Genomic DNA, 18,256 nt, shown 5'->3' with positions numbered 1-18,256 from the left:
GGGTCATGAGCACCCACGACTTCCCGCAGGCCGTCCTCTTCGACCACGACGGCACCCTGGTGGACACCGAACCGCTGTGGGAACTGGGCAAGCAGCGGATCGTGGCCGCGCACGGGGGTGAGTGGACCGAGCGGGACACCCAGGACACCCTGGGCAGGCCGCTCGCGACCACCGTGGAGCGGTTGAGCGCGCTGGGCGTACCGGGGTCGCTGGACGAGGTCTACCGCGAGTTCTACGGGGTGCTGCAGGCGGTGTTGGAGGAGAACCCGCCCACGTTCATTCCCGGGGTCGTACCTCTCCTGGAGGACCTGGACCGTGCCGGGATCCCCGCGGCGATCGTCACGAACGCGACCTCCGAGGTGGCCCGCTACACCGCGTCCCTGGCCCCGGACAACCTGTTCCGGGTGATCATCGGGGACCAGGAGGTGGCCCAGGGGGTCAGGCCCAAACCGGATCCGGACGCGTACCTCGAGGCCGCCAGGCGTCTGGGCGTGGCGCCCGGGGCGTGCGTGGTCGTGGAGGATTCGCCCTCCGGCGCGGCGTCCGGCGTGGCCGCGGGGATCACCACGGTCGTGGTCCCGGGGGTGCAGCAGGTCCTGCCCGGACCCGGCATCGTGCACGTGGCCGATCACGCGGCGCTCACCCTGGACTTCCTGCGCGGTCTGGCCCCTGCATAGCGCGGCGGCATCCCGACGACGCCGCCTCCGGCCCCGGGGTTCGCCGGTAAACTGGGGTCCCATATCCCACCCCCGATGCTTCCGAAAGGTGGCCATGACCTACCCCCTGGCTGTGCTCTTCGATCACGACGGCACCCTCGTGGACACGGAGCCCCAATGGGCGGCCGCCAAGCGCAAGGTCGCGCAGCGGTACGACCAGAGCTGGACCGTGGAGGACGATCACGCGACCCTCGGGGGGACCGTGCCGGATGCGGCCCGCAAGTTCGTGGAACGCGGGGCCACCGATTCCGTCGAGGACATCACGCAGCAACTCGCCGAGCACGTGATCGACAGCATGGGCGACCGTGTACCCTTCCTGCCCGGCATGCGCTCGCTGTTGAGCGAACTGAGCGAGGCCGGTATCCCGGCGGCGATCGTCACGAACGCGCTGAGCTCGGTCGCGGGGACCACCGCCGCTGGTGCCCCGGACGTGCTCACCCGGATCGTCTCCCAGGACGACGTGACCCGTCCCAAGCCGGATCCCGAACCGTACCTCACGGGTGCCGAACTGCTCGGGGTCGCCCCGCGGAATTGCGTGGCCATCGAGGACTCGGAACCGGGGGTGCGCAGTGCGGTTGCCGCGGGCATGACCGTGGTGGTCGTCCCGGGTGACAAGCCCGTCCCTGACGGCCCGCACCGGGTGTTCGTCAACGCGCACGAGGACGTCACCCTGGACTTCCTGCGCTCGCTCACTCCTCCGGAGTAGGCCCGCGGGCATGATGCCGGAACCGCCCCGGTCCGAACCAGCAATGGAGAACTCCCGGTCCGATGACTCATCGGACCGGGAGTTCTCCACTGGGAAGCGCAGTTCCGCGAGCACCGTTCCACCCCGGGGTCGAGGTGGGACAGCGCTCGCGGCGACCCTCGCCGAGCGATCAGCGAGTGGGCTGACCCGCCCGGTTGTTCTCACGACGCCGCTGCGCCGCCGCCGTGGCGCGGTCCGGAACCCGGTCCGCCCCGTGGCCGCGCTGGGCGGAACCGCCGCGGGCGGAGCGGGACGCGCCGGGGCGTGCGCTACCGGAGGCCGCGCCATCGACGCTGCCACCGCGGCGTCGTTCACTGGAGCGAGCCTGCGAACGCCCGTTCGAGGGACCGCGCCCGGCACCGGCGTCGCCGGAACGAGTACCGTTGCCGCGTCCGGCGGCCTGAGCGGAACCGCGACCGCGGCCCCGGCCCGAACCGCCACGGCCACCGCGGCGGGACCCGGAGGCACCCCCGCCGGAACGGGAAGCGGAAGGCGAGCCACCGGTCGCGCCGGTCGGGGTGGCACCCGGCGCAACGCGCTCGGCGCGCTCGCCCACGAGGTCCTTCACGACCTCGGAACCGGGTGCGACCTGGTCCACGCGGGGCGTGACACCGGCCTTCTTCATGAGCTTGTTGACGTCCGAGCGCTCCTCGGTGGTCGCGATCGTGATCACGGACCCGGAGGCGCCGGCCCGCGCCGTGCGGCCGGAACGGTGCAGGTAGGACTTGTGCTCGGCGGGCGGGTCGATGTGTACGACGAGTTCGACGTCGTCCACGTGGACACCGCGCGCGGCCACGTCCGTGGCCACGAGGACCCGCACGTCACCCGCGGAGAACGCGGCGAGATTGCGGTCCCGCGCGCCCTGGGACAGGTTACCCTGCAGGTCCACCGCGGGGATCCCCGCCTGGCTGAGCTTCTTGGCCATCTTCTTGGCGCGATACTTGGTGCGGGTGAACATCATCCGCCGACCGGTGCCCGACGCGAGGGTCTCGATCAGCGCTTGCTTGTGATCGCTGTCGGTGACCAGGACGTGGTGGTCCATGGTGGTCACCGCGGCCTGGGCGTTGTCCGCCGAGTGCAGCACCGGGTCCTTGAGGAACTTCTTGACCAGGATGTCCACGCCGTTGTCCAGGGTTGCGGAGAACAGCAACCGCTGGGAGCCCTTGGGGGTGCGGGACAGGATCCGGGTGACCACGGGCAGGAAGCCCATGTCGGCCATGTGGTCGGCCTCGTCCAGGACGGTCACGCGGACGTCGTCGAGCGTGAGCAGACCTTGCTTGATGAGGTCCTCGAGCCGGCCCGGGCAGGCCACGACGATGTCCACACCGCCCGCGAGCGCCTTCTCCTGGTGCTTCTGGGAGACACCGCCGAAGATCACGGTGGTGTTCAGCCCCGCGGCCTTGGCCAGGGGCGCCACCGTGCGATCGATCTGGGTCGCGAGCTCACGCGTGGGAGCCAGCACCAGGCCGGTGGGGCGGTTCGCCCGGCGGGCCACGCGGGACGAACCGGGGGCGAGTCCCGCGAGCCGGGACACGAGCGGCAGCGCGAACGCGACCGTCTTGCCCGAGCCGGTGCGGCCGCGGCCGAGCACGTCACGCCCGGACAGTGAATCGGGGAGAGTTTTCTCTTGGATGGGGAAAGCTTCCGTGATGCCCACGCGGGCGAGGTCAGCGGAAAGCGCCTCGGATACACCGAGGTCTTCAAAGGAATGAGACAAAGAACGTCTTTCAGGTTGGTCCGCGCGAAACGATTCCGCGCGCACGCGCCATGTTGGGGCGCGAACTGCGCGCCTCGGACCGGCGCGCCTCTACCCCGCACTGTGTACGGGGGAACCTGACCATTCTACACGCGTGCCGGAACACCCGTGACCCGCGGGTGTCGCCGCTACTCAGACCGCCGTGTACCCGCCATCCACCAGGAAGTAGCCCCCGGTGATGAAGGACGCGCCGTCCGAGAGCAGGAACGTGGTCAGCTGAGCCACTTCCTGCGAGGTGCCCAGCCGCCCCATGGGGTGCTTGTCGATCAGTTCCGACAGCGTCTGCGGGGGCAGGTTCTTGAGCAGCGGGGTGTCGATGTAGGCGGGACCCACCGCGTTCACGCGTACGCCGCGTCGGGCGTAGTCCACGCCCGTCTGCTTGGTGAGACCCACCAGACCGTGCTTGGCCGCGGTGTACGCGCTGTTGCCCACGGCAGTGGCCACGGTGGAATGGATGGAGCCGATGTTCACGATGGCCCCTCCCCCGTGCTGTTCGATCACGGGCAGCTGGGCGTGCATCCCGTAGGCCACGCCGGTGAGATCGATCGCGAGCGTGCGCTCCCACGCCTCGATATCGGTCTCCCCGAGGGCCGCCATCTGCCCGCCCACGCCAGCATTGTTCACGGCGTAGTGCAGTCCGCCGTAGGTCTGCACCGCGAAGTCGACGGCGGCCACGGCGTCCTCGCGCTTGGAGACGTCCTGGTGGATCCCGGCGGCGTCCCCGCCGTCCGCCATGATGGCCTGGACCACGTCGTCAATCCCGGTGGCATCGATGTCCGTGACCACCACCTTGGCGCCCTGCCGGGCCAGGTGTTTGGCAATGGCCTCACCGATACCGGAGGCGGCGCCGGTGACCAGCGCGACACGGGACGTGAACTCTGGCATGACAACTCCTGGCGTCGAATCCATGGGGACCGCTTCCAGTCTCACCCGTGTCGCCGCCGACCACCAGGGCGTGCGGCAATGAGTCAGGACGCCGTCACTCGTCGTCCTCCGCGGCCTTCTCCGCGTCCCGCTCCGCACGCAGCTTCTGGGCGGCCTCTTCCTCCTCCGCCTTCTGTTCGCGCACGACCTCGGTGAGCAGCTTGGTCATCTCCTTGGCCACACCCGCGGCGGACTGGGGGTTCTGCCCCGTGACGAGGCGCTCGTCCACCTGGACGTTCTCCTCCCAGTTGTCGGCGAGCTTGACCGTGGCGCCCTGTTCCTCGAGCTTGTCCTGGAGCAGGTACGGCACCACGTCCTGCTTGCCCACGGCTTTCTCCTCCGCATTGGTGAATGCGGCCACCTTGCGCCCGGACAGCAACGCCACGCCCGTGCCGAGCTCCACGTCCACGAGGCCGGCGGGGCCGTGGCACACCGCGCCCACCACGCCACCGGAGTCGTAGACGGACGCGATGAGCTTCTGCAGGTCCGCGTCCCCGGTGAAGTCCCACATGGTGCCGTGCCCGCCCACGAGGTAGACGGCGTCGTACTGGGAGGGGTCCACCACGGAGACCCGCGGCGTGTTGTAGAGGGACGCCTTGACGGTCTCATCCTGCGTGAACTCCACTTGGACGGGGTCGTCCTCCTGGACCTCGTCACGCGGGGGCTGACCCCCGGCGATCGAGGCGAAGTCCACGAAATAGCCGGCGTCCCGGAAGACCTTCCACGGGTGGGACGCCTCGGCCACGTTGTAACCGGTGGCCTCCCCCGTGTCTCCCAGGGTGTCCTGGCTGGTCAGCACCAGGAGGATCTTCTTCATGGTCTCGATGTCCATGGTTCTCCTTTCCGAGGGCGCGCGGTGCGCGCGACGTGGCACCACAGTAGACATCGCACCGTGGGCGGCGTCCGTGCGTTCACTGTCGGCATGTTGCACCCACCCCGCCGCCGTGAAAAGGCCCGCTGTTAGGATGAACAGCGATCCCCGGTGGGTACCCAGGGCCCTGCTCCGCCCCCACCGCACCTCCCGACGAAAGGCTCAGTCATGCGCATTTCCAACGCCATCCTGCGCGGTGTCCCCGGCGCGTTCCTGCTCCAGTCCGGCTACGGCAAGCTCGGCATGGACGCCGAGTCCGCCGAGGGCCTCAAGCAGTTCGCCTCCACCGGTGTCCCCCAGTTCGCGGACTGGGACTCCCAGACCTTCACCAAGTTCATCGCCGGCACCGAACTGGCCCTGGGCACCGCCCTGCTGACCCCGTTCGTGTCCAAGCGCCTGGCCGGCGCGGGCCTGCTCGCCTTCAGCGCCGGGCTGCTGAGCATGTACTTCCGCAACTCGGACATGACCCAGGAGGATGGCATCCGCCCGTCCGAGCAGGGCCTGACGCTGTCCAAGGACGCGTTCCTGGCCGCCATCGGCGCGGCCCTCGTGCTGCAGAAGTAACGCAAGCACCACGCTTTCCCGACGACGCCGCAGTGGTCCGCCACTGCGGCGTCGTCGTCTTCCCTGCCGGGACCGCCCCCCGGGACGCGCGCCGAGCTGCTACGTTAGTCAGCAATTCGCACCGTTGCTCACGGAAAGCTCCGTACCCCCATGGAAACCCTCCAACACAATCTGGACTTGGTTCGTGACCTGATCTGGGGGCCGTGGCTCCTGATCCCCCTGCTGCTGGGAACGGGGATATTCCTGACGTTCCGCTTGCGCGGCATCCAGTTCCGACTCTTCACCAAGGCCATGAGCCTGGGATTCGGGCGCCGTTCCCGGGCCACCGGGGAGAAGGGCGACATCTCCTCCTTCGCAGCGATGTCCACGGCGCTGGCCGCCACGGTGGGGACGGGCAACATCGTGGGTGTGGCAGCGGCCATGTCCATTGGCGGCCCCGGCGCCCTGTTCTGGATGTGGATCACCGCGCTGTTCGGCATGGCGTCCAAGTACGCAGAGTGCTTCCTGGGCGTGCGCTTCCGCACCCGGGACACCGCCGGTCAGCTCACCGGCGGACCGCAGGTGTACCTGGCCCGCGGCATCCCCAACAAGTTCGGCCGCTTCCTGTCCGTGATGTTCGCGGTGTGCTGCGTGGTGGCCACGTTCGGGATCGGCAACATGACCCAGGGCAACGCGATCGCGTCCAACCTGGAACACACCTTCAACGTCTCCCCCGTGATCACGGCCGTGGTCCTGGCCGTGGGCACCGGGCTCGCCCTGCTGGGCGGGATCCAGTCGATCGCCAAGGTCACCACATACATGGTCCCGCTCATGATCGTGCTCTACATCGGTTCGGGGCTGTACATCATCGGCGTGAACTTCCAGGGGATCCCCGAGGCGCTGCGCCTCATCTTCACCGGCGCGTTCACCCCCATGGGTGCCGCCGGCGGTTTCGTGGGCTCCACGGTGCTCATGGCCATCCAGATGGGTGCCGCCCGCTCCCTGTTCTCCAACGAGTCCGGCATGGGCACCGCCTCGATCGCCGCGTCCGTGGCGCAGACGAGCCACCCCGTGCGTCAGGGTCTCGTGTCCATGACCCAGACCTTCGTGGACACCCTGGTGGTCATCTCCATCACCGGTTTCGTGATCCTCACGACCGGGGTGTGGAACGGCGCGGACACCGCGACCATGACCTCCGTGGCGTTCTCCACGGGCCTGCCCGGTTCGTGGGGCGGGATCGTGGTCACCATATGCCTGGTGCTGCTGGGTTACTCCACCGTCCTGGGGTGGGCGTACTACGGCGAGCGCAACGTGGAACGCCTCGCGGGGGCCCGAGCGGCCATCGTGTACCGCGTGATCTTCTCCCTCGCGGCCGGTCTGGGCGCCCTCGCCCCGCTCACGCTCGTGTGGTCCTTCTCGGACATCATGAACGGGCTCATGGCCATCCCCAACCTGATCGGGCTGATCATCCTCTCCGGCCTGGTGGTCCGGGAGACCAACCTGTATCTGAAGAACGATCCCAAGTTCAACGCCACGACCGATCAGATCGACGCGTTCATGGGCACCCATCCCGGTGCCCTGGACGCCCAGATCCACCACACGGTGGACCTCTCCTCGGCCAACCCGGCGCTGTCGGAGACGGGTACGCTGCCCGTGGTCCCGCCCGCCGAGTCCCCGCGCGCCGGGGCCGCTACCGGTGCGGCACCGGGGGGCGACGCCGCGGCGTCGTCCGCCGAGCGCGACTGACGGTCCCGCACCCCGGGGCTTTCGCCCCGGGTCATTCCCACACCGGGGCGTTCCCCGCGGGGTGCGGGACGGGCCGAGCGGCGGTCTCCCCGGCGCTCTCGCCGGGCGCCAGCGACGTCGCGTGGCGAGAGCGCGCTCAGGTGTCGTGGGCGACGGGTGCCCGCTCAGGCGTCGTGGGCGGCGGGATCCTGCGCCGTGAGCTCCTGCACCTCGATGCTCTGCACGAGGGTGTGTGACTCGCCGGCGGCGAGCCGGACCGGGGAGCCCATCACGTTGCCCGCTTCCACGCACAGCATCTGCTGCCACTCGTCGTCCGCGAAGTCCGCCATGGCCACGGATTTGTCCGCCCAGGGGTTCCACACCACGGTGCTGTCCGAGCCCTCCTTGGTGATCACGAGGGTGCGACCGAGCTCGGGGTCGGAAACCCGCACCTCGCCGCGATGGGCGAACACGGCGTCGGTCTCGCCCGTGATCGTGAGTTCCCCGCTCTGGCGCCGCTGCTCCTTGGCCAGCTTGTCGTAGTAGGAGACACCGTCGAGGCCGGTCACGCTCACGCGCCGGGAATCGCCCACGTGGAGGTAGCTGTGCAGCGCCTCCTCGAAGTCGAAGGTCCCGGTGCCGGTATTCGTCACGGTGAGCGCCATACGCAAGCGGGCGCCCACGGTGACCCGGAACCGGGCCTCGAACTCGTGGGGGAACGTCTCGCGCAGGTGCTCGGCCACGTCCGCGGGCGTGAGGGTGAACTCGGCGTAGGCGTGACCCTCGGTGTCCTCCCCCTGCTCGGCGAGCTGCCACTCGGTGATCCGCGCGAACCCGTGCGCGGGGTCCATGTCCCCCGTGCGCCCGGGGCCAAACCACGGGAAGCAGATGGGGACACCGCCGCGGACCGCTCTGCCCGTCTCGTTGTAGGAGCGGGAGGAGACCCACAGCACGGGCTCGTGATCCTCCGGTGCCCACGACACCACGTGCGCGCCGTAGCTCAGGACGGATCCCGAGCCGTCGGCGCAGGACAGGGACAGGGGTTCCGGCAGTCGAGTCATGTCCCCAGCTTAAGCATGGGGTGCGTGCTGAACAGGGGGCCAGGTGTGTTCTATCGGGACGGGTGTTCGTGCTCCACGGGGCGGGCCATCTCCTGCTTGAACCACTCGAAGGTCTGCCGGTGGGACTCCGTGCGGCGTACGAAGGCCCACGAGATTCCCAGCACCACGAGCCACGCGGCCACCGCTACCAGCCCCGTGGCGGTCTGGGGATCCGTGCTCAGCGCCCACGCCACGAACACGAAGAACGCGAGCACCACAGCGCACATCACCACGCCGCCGGGCATCTTGTACTCGGAGGTGGCGTGACGCTCGGGGAACTTCATGCGGTAGCGGATGTAGGAGATCAGGATCATGGACCACACGAACACGAACAAGAGGGACGCCACGGACGTGATCAGCGTGAACGCCTCGATGATCGAGTCCCCCGCGTAGAGCACGGGGATGGTCAGCAGCAGGATGCCCGCCGTGAGGTACAGGGCCCGCACGGGTACGCCCACGCGGTTGAGACCCTTGAAGATTCCGGGTGCGCTGCCCTCCGCGGAGAGACCGAACATCATCCGGGACGTGGAGAACACCCCGGAGTTGGACGAGGACATCGCGGAGGTCAGCACCACGAAGTTCACCACGGACGCGGCGCCCGCGAGCCCGGCCAGCGCGAACATGGCCACGAACGGGGACTGCTCGGGGTTGATCGAGCGCCATGGGGTGACCACCAGGATGGCCAGGAGGGATCCCACGTAGAAGATGAGGATGCGCACCGGGACGGAGTTGATCGCCCGGGGAAGGGTCGTGCGGGGATCACGGGCCTCGGCCGCGGTGGTGCCCACGAGCTCGATGCCCACGAACGCGAAGACCGCGATCTGGAACCCCGCAACCACGCCCATGGCGCCGTTCGGGAACCACCCGCCGTCGTTCCACAGGTTCGCGAGCTGGGCGGTGTGCCCGTCCGGAGATGCGAAGTGGGTCAGCGCCATGATCGCACCCACCACGATCAGGGCCAGGATGGCCACGATCTTGATGAGCGCGAACCAGAACTCCATCTCCCCGAAGTTCTTCACGCTCACGGCGTTGAGCAGGAACACGATGAGGACCACGAGGACGGTGGGCAGCCACAGCGGGACGGCCGCCCACCAGAACTGGACGTAGCCCGTGATGGCCACGAGCTCGGCGATCGCCGTGACGATCCAGCAGAACCAGTAGGACCAACCCACGAAGAACCCCGCCCACGGGCCGATCAGATCGGCGGCGAAGTCCGCGAAGGTCTTATAGCGCAGATTGGACAGCAACAGCTCGCCCATGGCGCGCATCATGAAGAAGAGGAAGAAACCGATCACCACGTAGATGAACACCACGGCCGGGCCCGCCAGGGAGATGGTGCGCCCCGATCCCATGAACAACCCGGTGCCGATCGCACCGCCGATCGCGATCAGTTGGATGTGTCGATTGCTCAGGCCCCTGCTGGGCTCGGAGTGCGTGTGCGGTGACGACACCGCGGTGGAGCTGTTCGTCATGGAGTCAGAGGGTACTCCCGGGCGGGCGCCCAACCGTAGCGGGGCCTGCGCCCGGGTGTCGGGAACAGCTGAGGCCCGAAACGGCAGGTGATCCGCGGATCACATGCCGTTTCGGGCCCTGGCTGTTCAGCGCCGTCGGGACCGAGGGCCCCGACAAGCTCGGCGAGCGGGCGGAGTGGCGGTCAACGCACGCGCTGCGCCCGGTCCGGGCGTCCGGAGTCGGTGGAGACGTAGCTGTCGATGGCCCCGGGGCGGCCCTCCATGAACCCGTCGATCTGCAGCTTGTCCGCGCGCAACTGCGGGTCGTTGCGCAGGTAGTGCTTGGTCTCGCGGGCGATCAGCCCGGAGAGGATGAGCAGACCCAGCAGGTTGGGCAGCGCCATGAGCCCGTTCATGAGGTCCGCGAAGGACCACACGATGGCCAACGGCACGCTGCAGCCCACGAACACGATCAGCGAGAAGAACACGCGGTACGGCATCACGGACCTGCGGCCGAACAGCCGCTCCATGCAGCGCTCGCCGTAGTAGGCCCAGCCCAGGATCGTGGAGTACGCGAAGAGGATCAGGCCCAGGGTCACGATCAGGTGGCCCCACCCGCCGGGCAGCCCATGGCTGAAGGCGTCCCCGGTCATGGTGGCCGCGAAGTCCTTGCCCTGGTCCCACACGCCGGTGGTCACGATCACGAGGCCCGTGCAGGTCACCACGATGATGGTGTCGATGAACGTCTGGGTCATGGACACCAGCCCCTGACGGACGGGGTGAGTGGTCTGCGCGGCCGCTGCGGCGATGGCCGCGGACCCCATGCCGGACTCGTTGGAGAAGATGCCGCGGGCCACACCCATCTGCACCACCAGGATGATCGCGGATCCGGCGAAGCCGCCCACCGCGGAGTGCCCCGTGAAGGCCGTGCTGAAGATGCTCCCGAACGCCGCGGGAACGGACTCGATGTTGACCGCCAGGATGTAGAGCGCGCCCAGGACGTAGAAGACAATCATGATGGGCACGAGCGCGGCGGTGACCTTGCCGATGGACTTGATCCCGCCCACGAGCACGAGCAGCGTCAGCGCCGCGAGCACGAGGCCCGTGACCCACACGGGCACACCGAAGGAGGACTCCACGTTCGCGGAGATGGAGTTGCCCTGGGTCATGTTGCCGATCCCGAAGGACGCGAGCACCGCGGCGATCGCGAAGAACAGGGAGAGGAACTTGCCGAAACCGTTGGGGATCCCGCGGAACAGGTAGTACTGCGGACCGCCGGAGATCTCGCCCTTGGCGTCTCGGGTGCGGAACCGCACGCCCAGGAAGGCCTCCGAGTACTTGGACGCCATGCCCAGCACGCCCGTGACCCACATCCAGAACAGGGCGCCGGGGCCGCCGATCGAGATGGCCGTGGCCACGCCCACGATGTTGCCGGTACCCACGGTCGCGGCGAGCGCCGTGGTCAATGCCTGGAACTGGGAGACGTCACCGCCGGGGGCGTCCTTGTCCTTGCGTTCGAACAACGCGAGGCGCAGTGCGGGGATCAACTTGGTGATCTGCAGTCCGGACAGCCGGATGGTCAGGTAGATGCCCGTTCCGAGCAGCAGCGGGATCAGGAGGAACGGCCCCCACACGAACCCACCGATCGTGTCGAGAATGGATTGGAGCGAATCGAGCATGAAGGTGTCCCTCGTTCAACTGGGGCAGGATGCCACGGACGGTGTGTGAACAATGTCACTGTCCCGGACAGTGAACCACATCCCGCGCGGTTCCGGGCCCGTCGGCGCGCGGAGCGGGGGCCATGTTCCACGGCTCGCGGGACGACGCCGCCGGGTCTGGGCATTCACCCGACGGGCGACACCGCCGGGTCGGGACATTCACCCTCCGGATGACGCGGCCGGGACGTCCGCCCGACGAACGACGTCGCAGCGCCGGGTGGTTCACCCGACGGGCGTCCCCTGCCGGCGCGCCGTGAGGACCAGCCCCACGGAGATCACGGCGCATGCCGCCATGCTCAGCACCATGGGCACCGCGGTGTACTCCCCGCCGAGGCCCGTGAGGGGCGTGACGAGCCCGGCCAGGATGAACTGGGCCATGCCCACCACGGCGGAACCTGTGCCGGAGAGGCGCAGCCGTTGGGCCTGGCGCTGGGCCATAGCCACGGCGTTGCCCAGGACGAGTCCCATGCAGGACTGGGCCAGGAACAACAGCACCAGGGTGATCGCTCCGACCACGCCCAGCAGCACCAGGACCATGTTGAGCACGGAGAAGGTTGCGAGTCCCGTGACCCCCACGAGCAACAGGGAGGAGGGGTTCCGACTGCCCACGAGCTTGGTGTTGACCACTCCCATGGTGATCGAACCGCACGCGTTGATCGCGAAGATCACGGAGTAGACCAGGGCGCTGAAGCCCAGCACGTTCTGGATCACGAACGAGGACGCGGAGATGTAGGAGAACAGCGCACCGAACGCGAAGGCGAAGCTCAGGGCGTAGAGCGTGAAGTGCCGATCACTGATCACCTGCCCGGCGTTGCGCAGGATGCGCCCCAGCCCGCCCCGCGAGCGCTGCCCCGGCGGGAGGGTCTCCGGCACGATGAACACGGAGCACGCGAGCATCACGGCCCCGAAGATCGCGAGCACCCAGAACACCACACGCCAGTCGGCCACGGTCGCGATCACACCGCCCGCGAGCGGTGCGACCACGGGTGCCAGGGACGTGATGAGCGCGAGCACCGAGTACAGCTGGGCCGCGCGGTGGCCATGGGCGATGTCCGAGACCACGGCCCGGGCGATCACCACGCCCGCCGCCCCGGCGAGACCCTGCACGAACCGCAGGGCGAGCACCCAGTGGATGTCCGGGGCCACGATGATCCCCACGGACGCGAGCAGGAAGATCAGGTTCCCCGTGACCATGAGTTTGTGCCGCCCCAGCACGTCCGAGAGCGGGCCCAGCAGGAATTGACCCAGCGCCATGCCCACCATGTACGCAGTGAGGGTCAGCTGGATCATGCTGGCCGGGGAGCCGAACCACTCGCCCATCTCCGGCATGGACGCGAGGTACATGTCCGTGGCCAGCGGGCTCACGGCGGAGAGGATGCCCAGGGCGCCCACGAGCACGATCCAGTCCAGGCGCGGGCTCAATCCCAGCCTGCTGCGACCGGGCTCGGGGGACGCGGGGTTCTGGGTCATGCGGGCTCTCCTGGCACGCGCCTGGGCGCTGAGGGGTGGGTGGGCTGTTCAAATAGTAGGTGCCGCGGGTCACCCGATCCCTTCCTGCGACGCCCTCGCGCCTAGGATGATCCACGATGGAATCCAGCGATCGCACCCCTGACACGTCCGCGCACGACGCGGCCCTCCCGGACTCCCCGGGCAGCGCCCCGGAGGCGTCCCCGGCCCCCGAACACCGCACCGAACAGCCCGCCGAGGCCCGTGCGGCCGGTGCCGCGCCATCGTCATCCGAGCACACCGATGCCGATGCCACCCCGACGAACGACGCCGCTACGACAGGCGACGACGCTCCCGCGGGTCCCGCCGCGGCGACCGGCGGTGCCCCCGCGGGCGTGGCGTTCCCGCGGCAGCCGTACTCGTTCGTGCGCCGCGGTGACCGGTTGTCCCCCAAGCGCCAGAAGGCGTGGGACGAGCATGCGGACGAGTGGGTCCTGGACATCCCCCGCGTCATGACCGACACCTCCGTGGATCCGGCCTACCGACTGGACAGGGAGGCCGTGTTCGGCCGTGTGGCACCGGTCGTCGTGGAGGTGGGCTCGGGCCTGGGCGAGGCCATCGTGGCCCATGCGGCGGCCCACCCGGAGCTGGACCACCTGGCCGTGGAGGTCTACAAGCCCGGTGTGGCGGATCTACTCATGAAGGCCGCCCAGGCCGGCGTGACCAATGTGCGCGTGGCGCAGGCCAACGCCCCCGAGGTGCTCGAGCACATGCTGGAACCCGGTTCCGTGCACGAACTGTGGGTCTTCTTCCCGGACCCGTGGCACAAGACCCGCCACCACAAGCGGCGCCTGGTCTCCCCCGGTTTCGCCGAACTGGCCGCCCGCGTCCTGGAACCGGGTGGACTGTGGCGGTTGGCCACGGACTGGCAGGAGTACGCGGTGGTGATGCGCGAGGTCCTGGACGACGCGGACGCGGACTTCGAGAACGTGCATCCGGGTCCGCTCGCGGACGACGAGCACCCGGACGCCGGGTGGGCCCCGCGCTGGGAGGGCCGGATCCTCACGAGTTTCGAACGCAAAGCCACGGAAGCCGGGCGGATCCCGCGGGACCTGACCTACCGCCGTCGTTAGCCGGACCCGGGGCGAACCGGTCCGGGGGCCTACTGTGGGAAGGTCCCTGACCGACCGACCCGCAGGAGTCCCGGTGTCCTCCAGTACACGACCGTCCCACCCGTCGGACGCGGAGCCCGAGCCCTCGCCACGCGGGGGCGCCCGCAAACCGGCGAACCGCAAGGACGCCACGCGCTCGTTCCTCGACGAGATCAACTACCCCCACAACATCCACCCGGCCGTGGTGCCGGGCGTGTCCGTGGAGGACCAGAAGGTGCGCTACGGAATCGACAAGATCGTGGTGGGCGTGGCCGGCGGGTTGATCGTCGCGTTCATCGGGTGGGGTGTCGTGGACACCGCGTCACTCACGGCCGTGTCCGGTGCGGCGCTGAACTGGACGATGCTCAACATGGGGTGGGCGTTCAACGTCCTGGCGATCGGGCTGTTGCTCTACCTGCTGTACATCGCGGTGTCCCGCTACGGGCGGATCCCGCTGGGCCTGGACGGGGACCGGCCCGAGTACTCCACGGCGTCGTGGGCGGCCATGCTGTTCGCGGCGGGGATCGGGATCGGGATCATCTTCTTCGGCCCTTTCGAGCCCATGACCTACTTCCTGTCCCCGCGCCCGGGTTCCGCGGACCCCGGCACGGTGGACGCCATGAAGAAGGCCTCCGCGCAGGCCGCGCTGCACTGGGGGCTCAACGCGTGGGCCATCTACGGTCTCGTGGGCGTGGCGGTGGCCTACACGTCCTACCGGCGCGGACGCGTTCCACTCATGAGTTCCGTGTTCGCACCGTTCTTCCACAACGGCAACACCGACAACCTGGCCGGCCGGATCATCGACATCCTGGCGATCCTGGCCACCCTGTTCGGCACCGCGGCGTCCCTGGGCATCGGTGCCCTGCAGATCGGGCGCGGTGTGGAGATCTTCACGGGTCTGGGCCCCTCGGGCAACGCCGCGGCGGTCGTCATCATCGCGGTGCTCACCGCGGGGTTCATCGCCTCGGCGGTCTCGGGCGTGGCCCGCGGGATCCGATGGTTGTCCAACATCAACATGGTCCTCGCCGTGGGTCTGGCACTGTTCTTCTTCGTCCTGGGACCCACCACGTTCCTGCTCAACTTCGTGCCCTCCGTGATCGTCACGTACTTCGCCGAGCTGCCCACCATGCTGTCCGCGTCCATGTCGGACGGCCCCGAGATGCAGGCGTTCCTGTCCTCGTGGACCACGTTCTACTGGGCCTGGTGGGTCTCCTGGGCACCCTTCGTGGGGGTCTTCGTGGCCAAGATCTCCCGGGGCCGCACCATCCGCCAGTTCATCCTGGGGGTGCTGTTCATCCCCTCGTCCATCGTGGTGATGGCCTTCACGGTGCTCGGCGGGACCGCCATCCACCAGCAGATGCAGGACCACGCGATCGCCCCGGACGGCACCGCGCAGACCCTGCCGGCCCCGGAAGAGATCTTCTTCACCGTCCTGGACGGCATGCCCGCGGCCGGCATCATGGCGGGAATCGTGGTGCTCATGCTGGCCATCTTCTTCATCACCACCGCGGACTCCGCCTCCGTGGTGACGTCCCAGATGTCCCAGCGGGGCAACCCGAACCCCAAGCGGCGGATCACCGTGTTCTGGGGACTGTGCATGGCCGGGATCGCCGTGGTGATGTTGTTGATCGGCGGACAGAACGCACTCACGGGTCTGCAGAACCTGATCACCGTCACGGCCCTGCCGTTCACGCTGATCATGTTCGTCATGGCCGTGGCCTTCCACAAGGACCTGCGCCGGGACCCCATGGTCATCCGCGAGCAGTACTCGCGCTGGGCCGTGGACAAGTCCGTACGCCACGGCATCGACGAGTACGGGGACGACTTCACGTTCTCGGTGGAACGCGCCCCGGACAGCAAGTGGGCGGCGGGCGCGGACTTCGACTCGAGCGCCCCGGAGGTCACCGAGTGGTACCGGCGCACGGACGAGGACGGCAACCCCGTGGCCTACGACTACGAGACGGGCGAGTTCACCGATTCGCACGACGTCGTACACCCCGGCGAGCGCGCGGCAGCGCCTAGGGTGGAACCCGACGCACCCTCCACGGACCCCGAGAGAAAGTAGCCCCGCATGTTGTTCCTGGCTCGCATGGACGTGGTCTTCCCGGAATCGATGACCGACGAGACCAAGGCTGATTACCAGCACCGCGAGAAGGCCTACTCCGGTGAACTCCAGCGCACGGGTGTCTTGAAGGGCATCTGGCGCGTGGTGGGCGAGTACGCCAACTACTCGATCTACGACGTCGAGGACAACGACGAGCTGCAGACCGTCCTGTCCGGGTTCCCCATGTTCGCATACATGAACGTCAAGGTGACCCCGCTGGCCAAGCACCCCAACGCCACCACGGACGACTTCTTCGACGGCAACACGATCCAGGAGTAGTCCTTCGCGGTACCCCCGGATGACGAGATCCCTGCGGCCCCTCCCGAGAGGAGCCGCGGGGATCTCGCCGTTCGCGGGTCGTCTACTTCTGCGAGCCGCGCCGCTTCGTGGTCGACGACGACGTCGCATCCCGCCGCGCGGACGCCGCGTCCCAGCCCGGGGCCGTATCCCGGCCCAGTATGGCGTCCCGGCCGGTGGCCGCAGCCTCGGGCTTGGCCGGGCGGTAGAGCATGAGCGCCTGGGACACCTTGCGGGGTGAGCGCCGGGTGCCACGGGCCATACGCACCACATCCCCGGCGGAACCGGCGGTAAAGATCATGTCCCGCTCCTGCCGCGCCCGGCGCTCCCGTTCGAGTTCCTCGGACAGTTCCGTGACCCGGGTCTGCAGCGCCTGCACCTGGTTCTCGAGCTGGATGATGCGCTTGACCCCTTCGAGGGACACGCCCTCCTGGGCGAGCTCCTGGATCTGACGCAGTTTCTGCACGTCCAGCTGGGAGTACCGGCGGGCCCGCCCGGAGGCCCGGGACGGGGTCACGAGACCCATGCGGTCGTACTGGCGCAGGGTCTGGGGGTGCATGTCCGCGAGCTCCGCGGCCACCGAGATCACGAACACTGGCTGGGTGAAGTCGATGGCCATGTCAGAGCGCCGCCTCCTCGCTCAGGTTCGCGCGGGGGTCGAAGTCCTCGGTGGCCCGCGCGAACTCCTGCAGTGCTTCCCGTGCGGCATCGTCCAGGTCTGCCGGGAACTGGATCTGCACCGTCACGATCATGTTGCCCGTGGTGGACCCGGACGTGAAGCCCTTGCCCTTGACACGCATCCGGTGCCCGGACGACGTCCCCGCGGGGACCCGCACGGTCACGTGGCCCCCGTCCAGCGTGGGCACCTGCACGGTGGTCCCGAGTCCGGCCTCCGCAGCGGTCACCGGGATGTCCACGTGCACGTCCTGGCCCTCGCGGGTGAAGAACGGGTGCTCCTTGACCTTGACGGTCACGAACAGGTCCCCGTGGCCACCGGGCCCAGAATGTCCCTTGCCCGCGATCTTCAATCGCTGCCCATCCTTGACGCCCTTGGGCACGCGCACCGTGGTGGACTGGCCGTTGCCCCGGCGCAGTTTCACCGTGGTGCCGTTGTACGCGGAACGCAGCGGGATCGTGGTCGTGGTGTGGATGTCCTCACCCTTGGCGGGCGGTGCCTGGTAGCCACCGAATCCGCCCTGACCTCCGCCGAATCCGCCCTGGCCGCCACTGAAGCCCCCGCCGAACCGCGAATTGCCGCCCTGGCCGCCGAACTGCGCGAACAGGTCCTCGAACCCGCCACCCCCGGAGGTGGAGTAGCTCCTGCGGCCACCGCCGCCGTTGAACAGACCCCCGAAGAGGTCCTCGAACCCGGCGCCACCAGCGTTGCTCGCACCACCGGGGCCACCGGCGGTGAACCGCGCCCCGGAACCCATGGCCCGGATCGCGTCGTACTGTTTGCGTTCCTCGGGGTCCGACAGCACCGAATTGGCCTCGGTGATGTCCTTGAACTTCTTCTCCGCGGCCGCATCCCCCGGATTCTGGTCCGGGTGGTACTTGCGGGCCAGCTTGCGGTAAGCCTTCTTGATGTCCGCCTGGGATGCGTCCTTGGAGACGCCCAGGACAGTGTAGAAATCTTTGTCGATCCAGTCCTGACTGGCCATGACGCCTCCTTCCTCCTGGTACTTCCCTGTGTGGCTCGGGGCGGGTCC

The 18,256-nt window shown here is 68.7% G+C and carries 16 protein-coding genes; 7 read left to right on the top strand and 9 right to left on the bottom strand.

The window, feature by feature from the left end:
• Positions 1 to 5: 5 nt before the first annotated feature.
• Entirely contained in the window at positions 6 to 677 is a 672-nt protein-coding gene (locus tag HBK84_RS02205) for an HAD family phosphatase (protein WP_144997273.1), read from the top strand.
• A 94-nt stretch (positions 678 to 771) separates the two neighbouring features.
• On the top strand, positions 772 to 1,422 hold the full coding sequence (locus HBK84_RS02200; protein ID WP_167318082.1) for an HAD family phosphatase: 651 nt from the start codon (positions 772 to 774) through the stop codon (positions 1,420 to 1,422).
• 169 nt (positions 1,423 to 1,591) lie between these two features.
• Here the strand turns inward: HBK84_RS02200 and HBK84_RS02195 are convergent, their stop codons facing one another.
• The 3 genes from HBK84_RS02195 to HBK84_RS02185 all read right to left on the bottom strand — a co-directional run bounded on the left by HBK84_RS02195 (position 1,592) and on the right by HBK84_RS02185 (position 4,973).
• Positions 1,592 to 3,178: a DEAD/DEAH box helicase gene (locus HBK84_RS02195; RefSeq protein WP_144931730.1), complete on the bottom strand. Its 1,587-nt coding sequence runs from the start codon at positions 3,176 to 3,178 to the stop codon at positions 1,592 to 1,594.
• A 171-nt stretch (positions 3,179 to 3,349) separates the two neighbouring features.
• Positions 3,350 to 4,102, bottom strand: a complete 753-nt coding sequence (locus tag HBK84_RS02190) for an SDR family NAD(P)-dependent oxidoreductase (protein ID WP_167318081.1) — start codon at positions 4,100 to 4,102, stop codon at positions 3,350 to 3,352.
• A gap of 94 nt (positions 4,103 to 4,196) precedes the next feature.
• Positions 4,197 to 4,973 (bottom strand): type 1 glutamine amidotransferase domain-containing protein, encoded by a 777-nt coding sequence (locus HBK84_RS02185; protein ID WP_098053724.1) that lies wholly within the window; start codon positions 4,971 to 4,973, stop codon positions 4,197 to 4,199.
• A gap of 207 nt (positions 4,974 to 5,180) precedes the next feature.
• On the opposite strand from HBK84_RS02185, the gene HBK84_RS02180 reads away from it, so the two are divergent.
• Both HBK84_RS02180 and HBK84_RS02175 read left to right on the top strand, forming a co-directional pair.
• Positions 5,181 to 5,576: a hypothetical protein gene (locus HBK84_RS02180; protein ID WP_085106171.1), complete on the top strand. Its 396-nt coding sequence runs from the start codon at positions 5,181 to 5,183 to the stop codon at positions 5,574 to 5,576.
• Between the two features lie 150 nt (positions 5,577 to 5,726).
• Positions 5,727 to 7,301, top strand: coding sequence for a sodium:alanine symporter family protein (locus HBK84_RS02175; RefSeq protein ID WP_085106170.1), 1,575 nt, complete (start codon positions 5,727 to 5,729; stop codon positions 7,299 to 7,301).
• Between the two features lie 164 nt (positions 7,302 to 7,465).
• On the opposite strand, the gene HBK84_RS02170 is transcribed toward HBK84_RS02175, so the two are convergent.
• From HBK84_RS02170 to HBK84_RS02155, 4 genes are all read right to left on the bottom strand, one after another.
• Positions 7,466 to 8,341, bottom strand: a complete 876-nt coding sequence (locus HBK84_RS02170; RefSeq protein ID WP_167318080.1) for a D-hexose-6-phosphate mutarotase — start codon at positions 8,339 to 8,341, stop codon at positions 7,466 to 7,468.
• Between the two features lie 50 nt (positions 8,342 to 8,391).
• A complete protein-coding gene (locus tag HBK84_RS02165; protein WP_167318079.1) occupies positions 8,392 to 9,852 on the bottom strand; it encodes an amino acid permease in 1,461 nt (486 codons plus the stop codon).
• Between the two features lie 182 nt (positions 9,853 to 10,034).
• Positions 10,035 to 11,510: a sodium:alanine symporter family protein gene (locus HBK84_RS02160; protein WP_131332317.1), complete on the bottom strand. Its 1,476-nt coding sequence runs from the start codon at positions 11,508 to 11,510 to the stop codon at positions 10,035 to 10,037.
• A 261-nt stretch (positions 11,511 to 11,771) separates the two neighbouring features.
• Complete coding sequence (locus HBK84_RS02155) at positions 11,772 to 13,019, bottom strand: multidrug effflux MFS transporter (protein WP_167318078.1); 1,248 nt, start codon at positions 13,017 to 13,019, stop codon at positions 11,772 to 11,774.
• A gap of 116 nt (positions 13,020 to 13,135) precedes the next feature.
• On the opposite strand from HBK84_RS02155, the gene trmB reads away from it, so the two are divergent.
• The 3 genes from trmB to catC all read left to right on the top strand — a co-directional run bounded on the left by trmB (position 13,136) and on the right by catC (position 16,529).
• Entirely contained in the window at positions 13,136 to 14,128 is a 993-nt protein-coding gene (gene trmB / locus HBK84_RS02150; protein WP_240919064.1) for a tRNA (guanosine(46)-N7)-methyltransferase TrmB, read from the top strand.
• 73 nt (positions 14,129 to 14,201) lie between these two features.
• Positions 14,202 to 16,211 (top strand): BCCT family transporter, encoded by a 2,010-nt coding sequence (locus tag HBK84_RS02145; protein WP_167318077.1) that lies wholly within the window; start codon positions 14,202 to 14,204, stop codon positions 16,209 to 16,211.
• 6 nt (positions 16,212 to 16,217) lie between these two features.
• Positions 16,218 to 16,529 carry a muconolactone Delta-isomerase gene (catC, locus tag HBK84_RS02140; protein WP_035964097.1) on the top strand — a complete coding sequence of 104 codons (312 nt, stop codon included), beginning with the start codon at positions 16,218 to 16,220 and terminating at the stop codon, positions 16,527 to 16,529.
• A gap of 82 nt (positions 16,530 to 16,611) precedes the next feature.
• Here catC and HBK84_RS02135 read toward each other — a convergent pair whose 3' ends face one another.
• Positions 16,612 to 17,166, bottom strand: coding sequence for a heat shock protein transcriptional repressor HspR (locus tag HBK84_RS02135; RefSeq protein ID WP_167318076.1), 555 nt, complete (start codon positions 17,164 to 17,166; stop codon positions 16,612 to 16,614).
• A 1-nt stretch (position 17,167) separates the two neighbouring features.
• Complete coding sequence (locus tag HBK84_RS02130; protein ID WP_167318075.1) at positions 17,168 to 18,208, bottom strand: J domain-containing protein; 1,041 nt, start codon at positions 18,206 to 18,208, stop codon at positions 17,168 to 17,170.
• Positions 18,209 to 18,256 lie beyond the last annotated feature (48 nt).

The organism is Kocuria sp. KD4 (assembly GCF_011769905.1).
In the GTDB taxonomy this organism is placed as follows: Bacteria; Actinomycetota; Actinomycetes; order Actinomycetales; family Micrococcaceae; genus Kocuria; species Kocuria marina.
This window is presented reverse-complemented; position numbering and strand designations above follow the sequence as displayed.

Bases quoted from the DNA above. Each gene is read 5' to 3' on its own strand.
- HBK84_RS02180 (WP_085106171.1), top strand. From the start codon at position 5,181: ATGCGCATTTCCAACGCCATCCTGCGCGGTGTCCCCGGCGCGTTCCTG.
- HBK84_RS02205 (WP_144997273.1), top strand. From the start codon at position 6: ATGAGCACCCACGACTTCCCGCAGGCCGTCCTCTTCGACCACGACGGC.
- HBK84_RS02135 (WP_167318076.1), bottom strand. From the start codon at position 17,166: ATGGCCATCGACTTCACCCAGCCAGTGTTCGTGATCTCGGTGGCCGCG.
- HBK84_RS02200 (WP_167318082.1), top strand. From the start codon at position 772: ATGACCTACCCCCTGGCTGTGCTCTTCGATCACGACGGCACCCTCGTG.
- HBK84_RS02175 (WP_085106170.1), top strand. From the start codon at position 5,727: ATGGAAACCCTCCAACACAATCTGGACTTGGTTCGTGACCTGATCTGG.
- HBK84_RS02130 (WP_167318075.1), bottom strand. From the start codon at position 18,208: ATGGCCAGTCAGGACTGGATCGACAAAGATTTCTACACTGTCCTGGGC.
- HBK84_RS02190 (WP_167318081.1), bottom strand. From the start codon at position 4,102: ATGCCAGAGTTCACGTCCCGTGTCGCGCTGGTCACCGGCGCCGCCTCC.
- catC (WP_035964097.1), top strand. From the start codon at position 16,218: ATGTTGTTCCTGGCTCGCATGGACGTGGTCTTCCCGGAATCGATGACC.
- HBK84_RS02160 (WP_131332317.1), bottom strand. From the start codon at position 11,510: ATGCTCGATTCGCTCCAATCCATTCTCGACACGATCGGTGGGTTCGTG.
- HBK84_RS02155 (WP_167318078.1), bottom strand. From the start codon at position 13,019: ATGACCCAGAACCCCGCGTCCCCCGAGCCCGGTCGCAGCAGGCTGGGA.
- HBK84_RS02165 (WP_167318079.1), bottom strand. From the start codon at position 9,852: ATGACGAACAGCTCCACCGCGGTGTCGTCACCGCACACGCACTCCGAG.
- HBK84_RS02185 (WP_098053724.1), bottom strand. From the start codon at position 4,973: ATGGACATCGAGACCATGAAGAAGATCCTCCTGGTGCTGACCAGCCAG.
- HBK84_RS02170 (WP_167318080.1), bottom strand. From the start codon at position 8,341: ATGACTCGACTGCCGGAACCCCTGTCCCTGTCCTGCGCCGACGGCTCG.
- trmB (WP_240919064.1), top strand. From the start codon at position 13,136: ATGGAATCCAGCGATCGCACCCCTGACACGTCCGCGCACGACGCGGCC.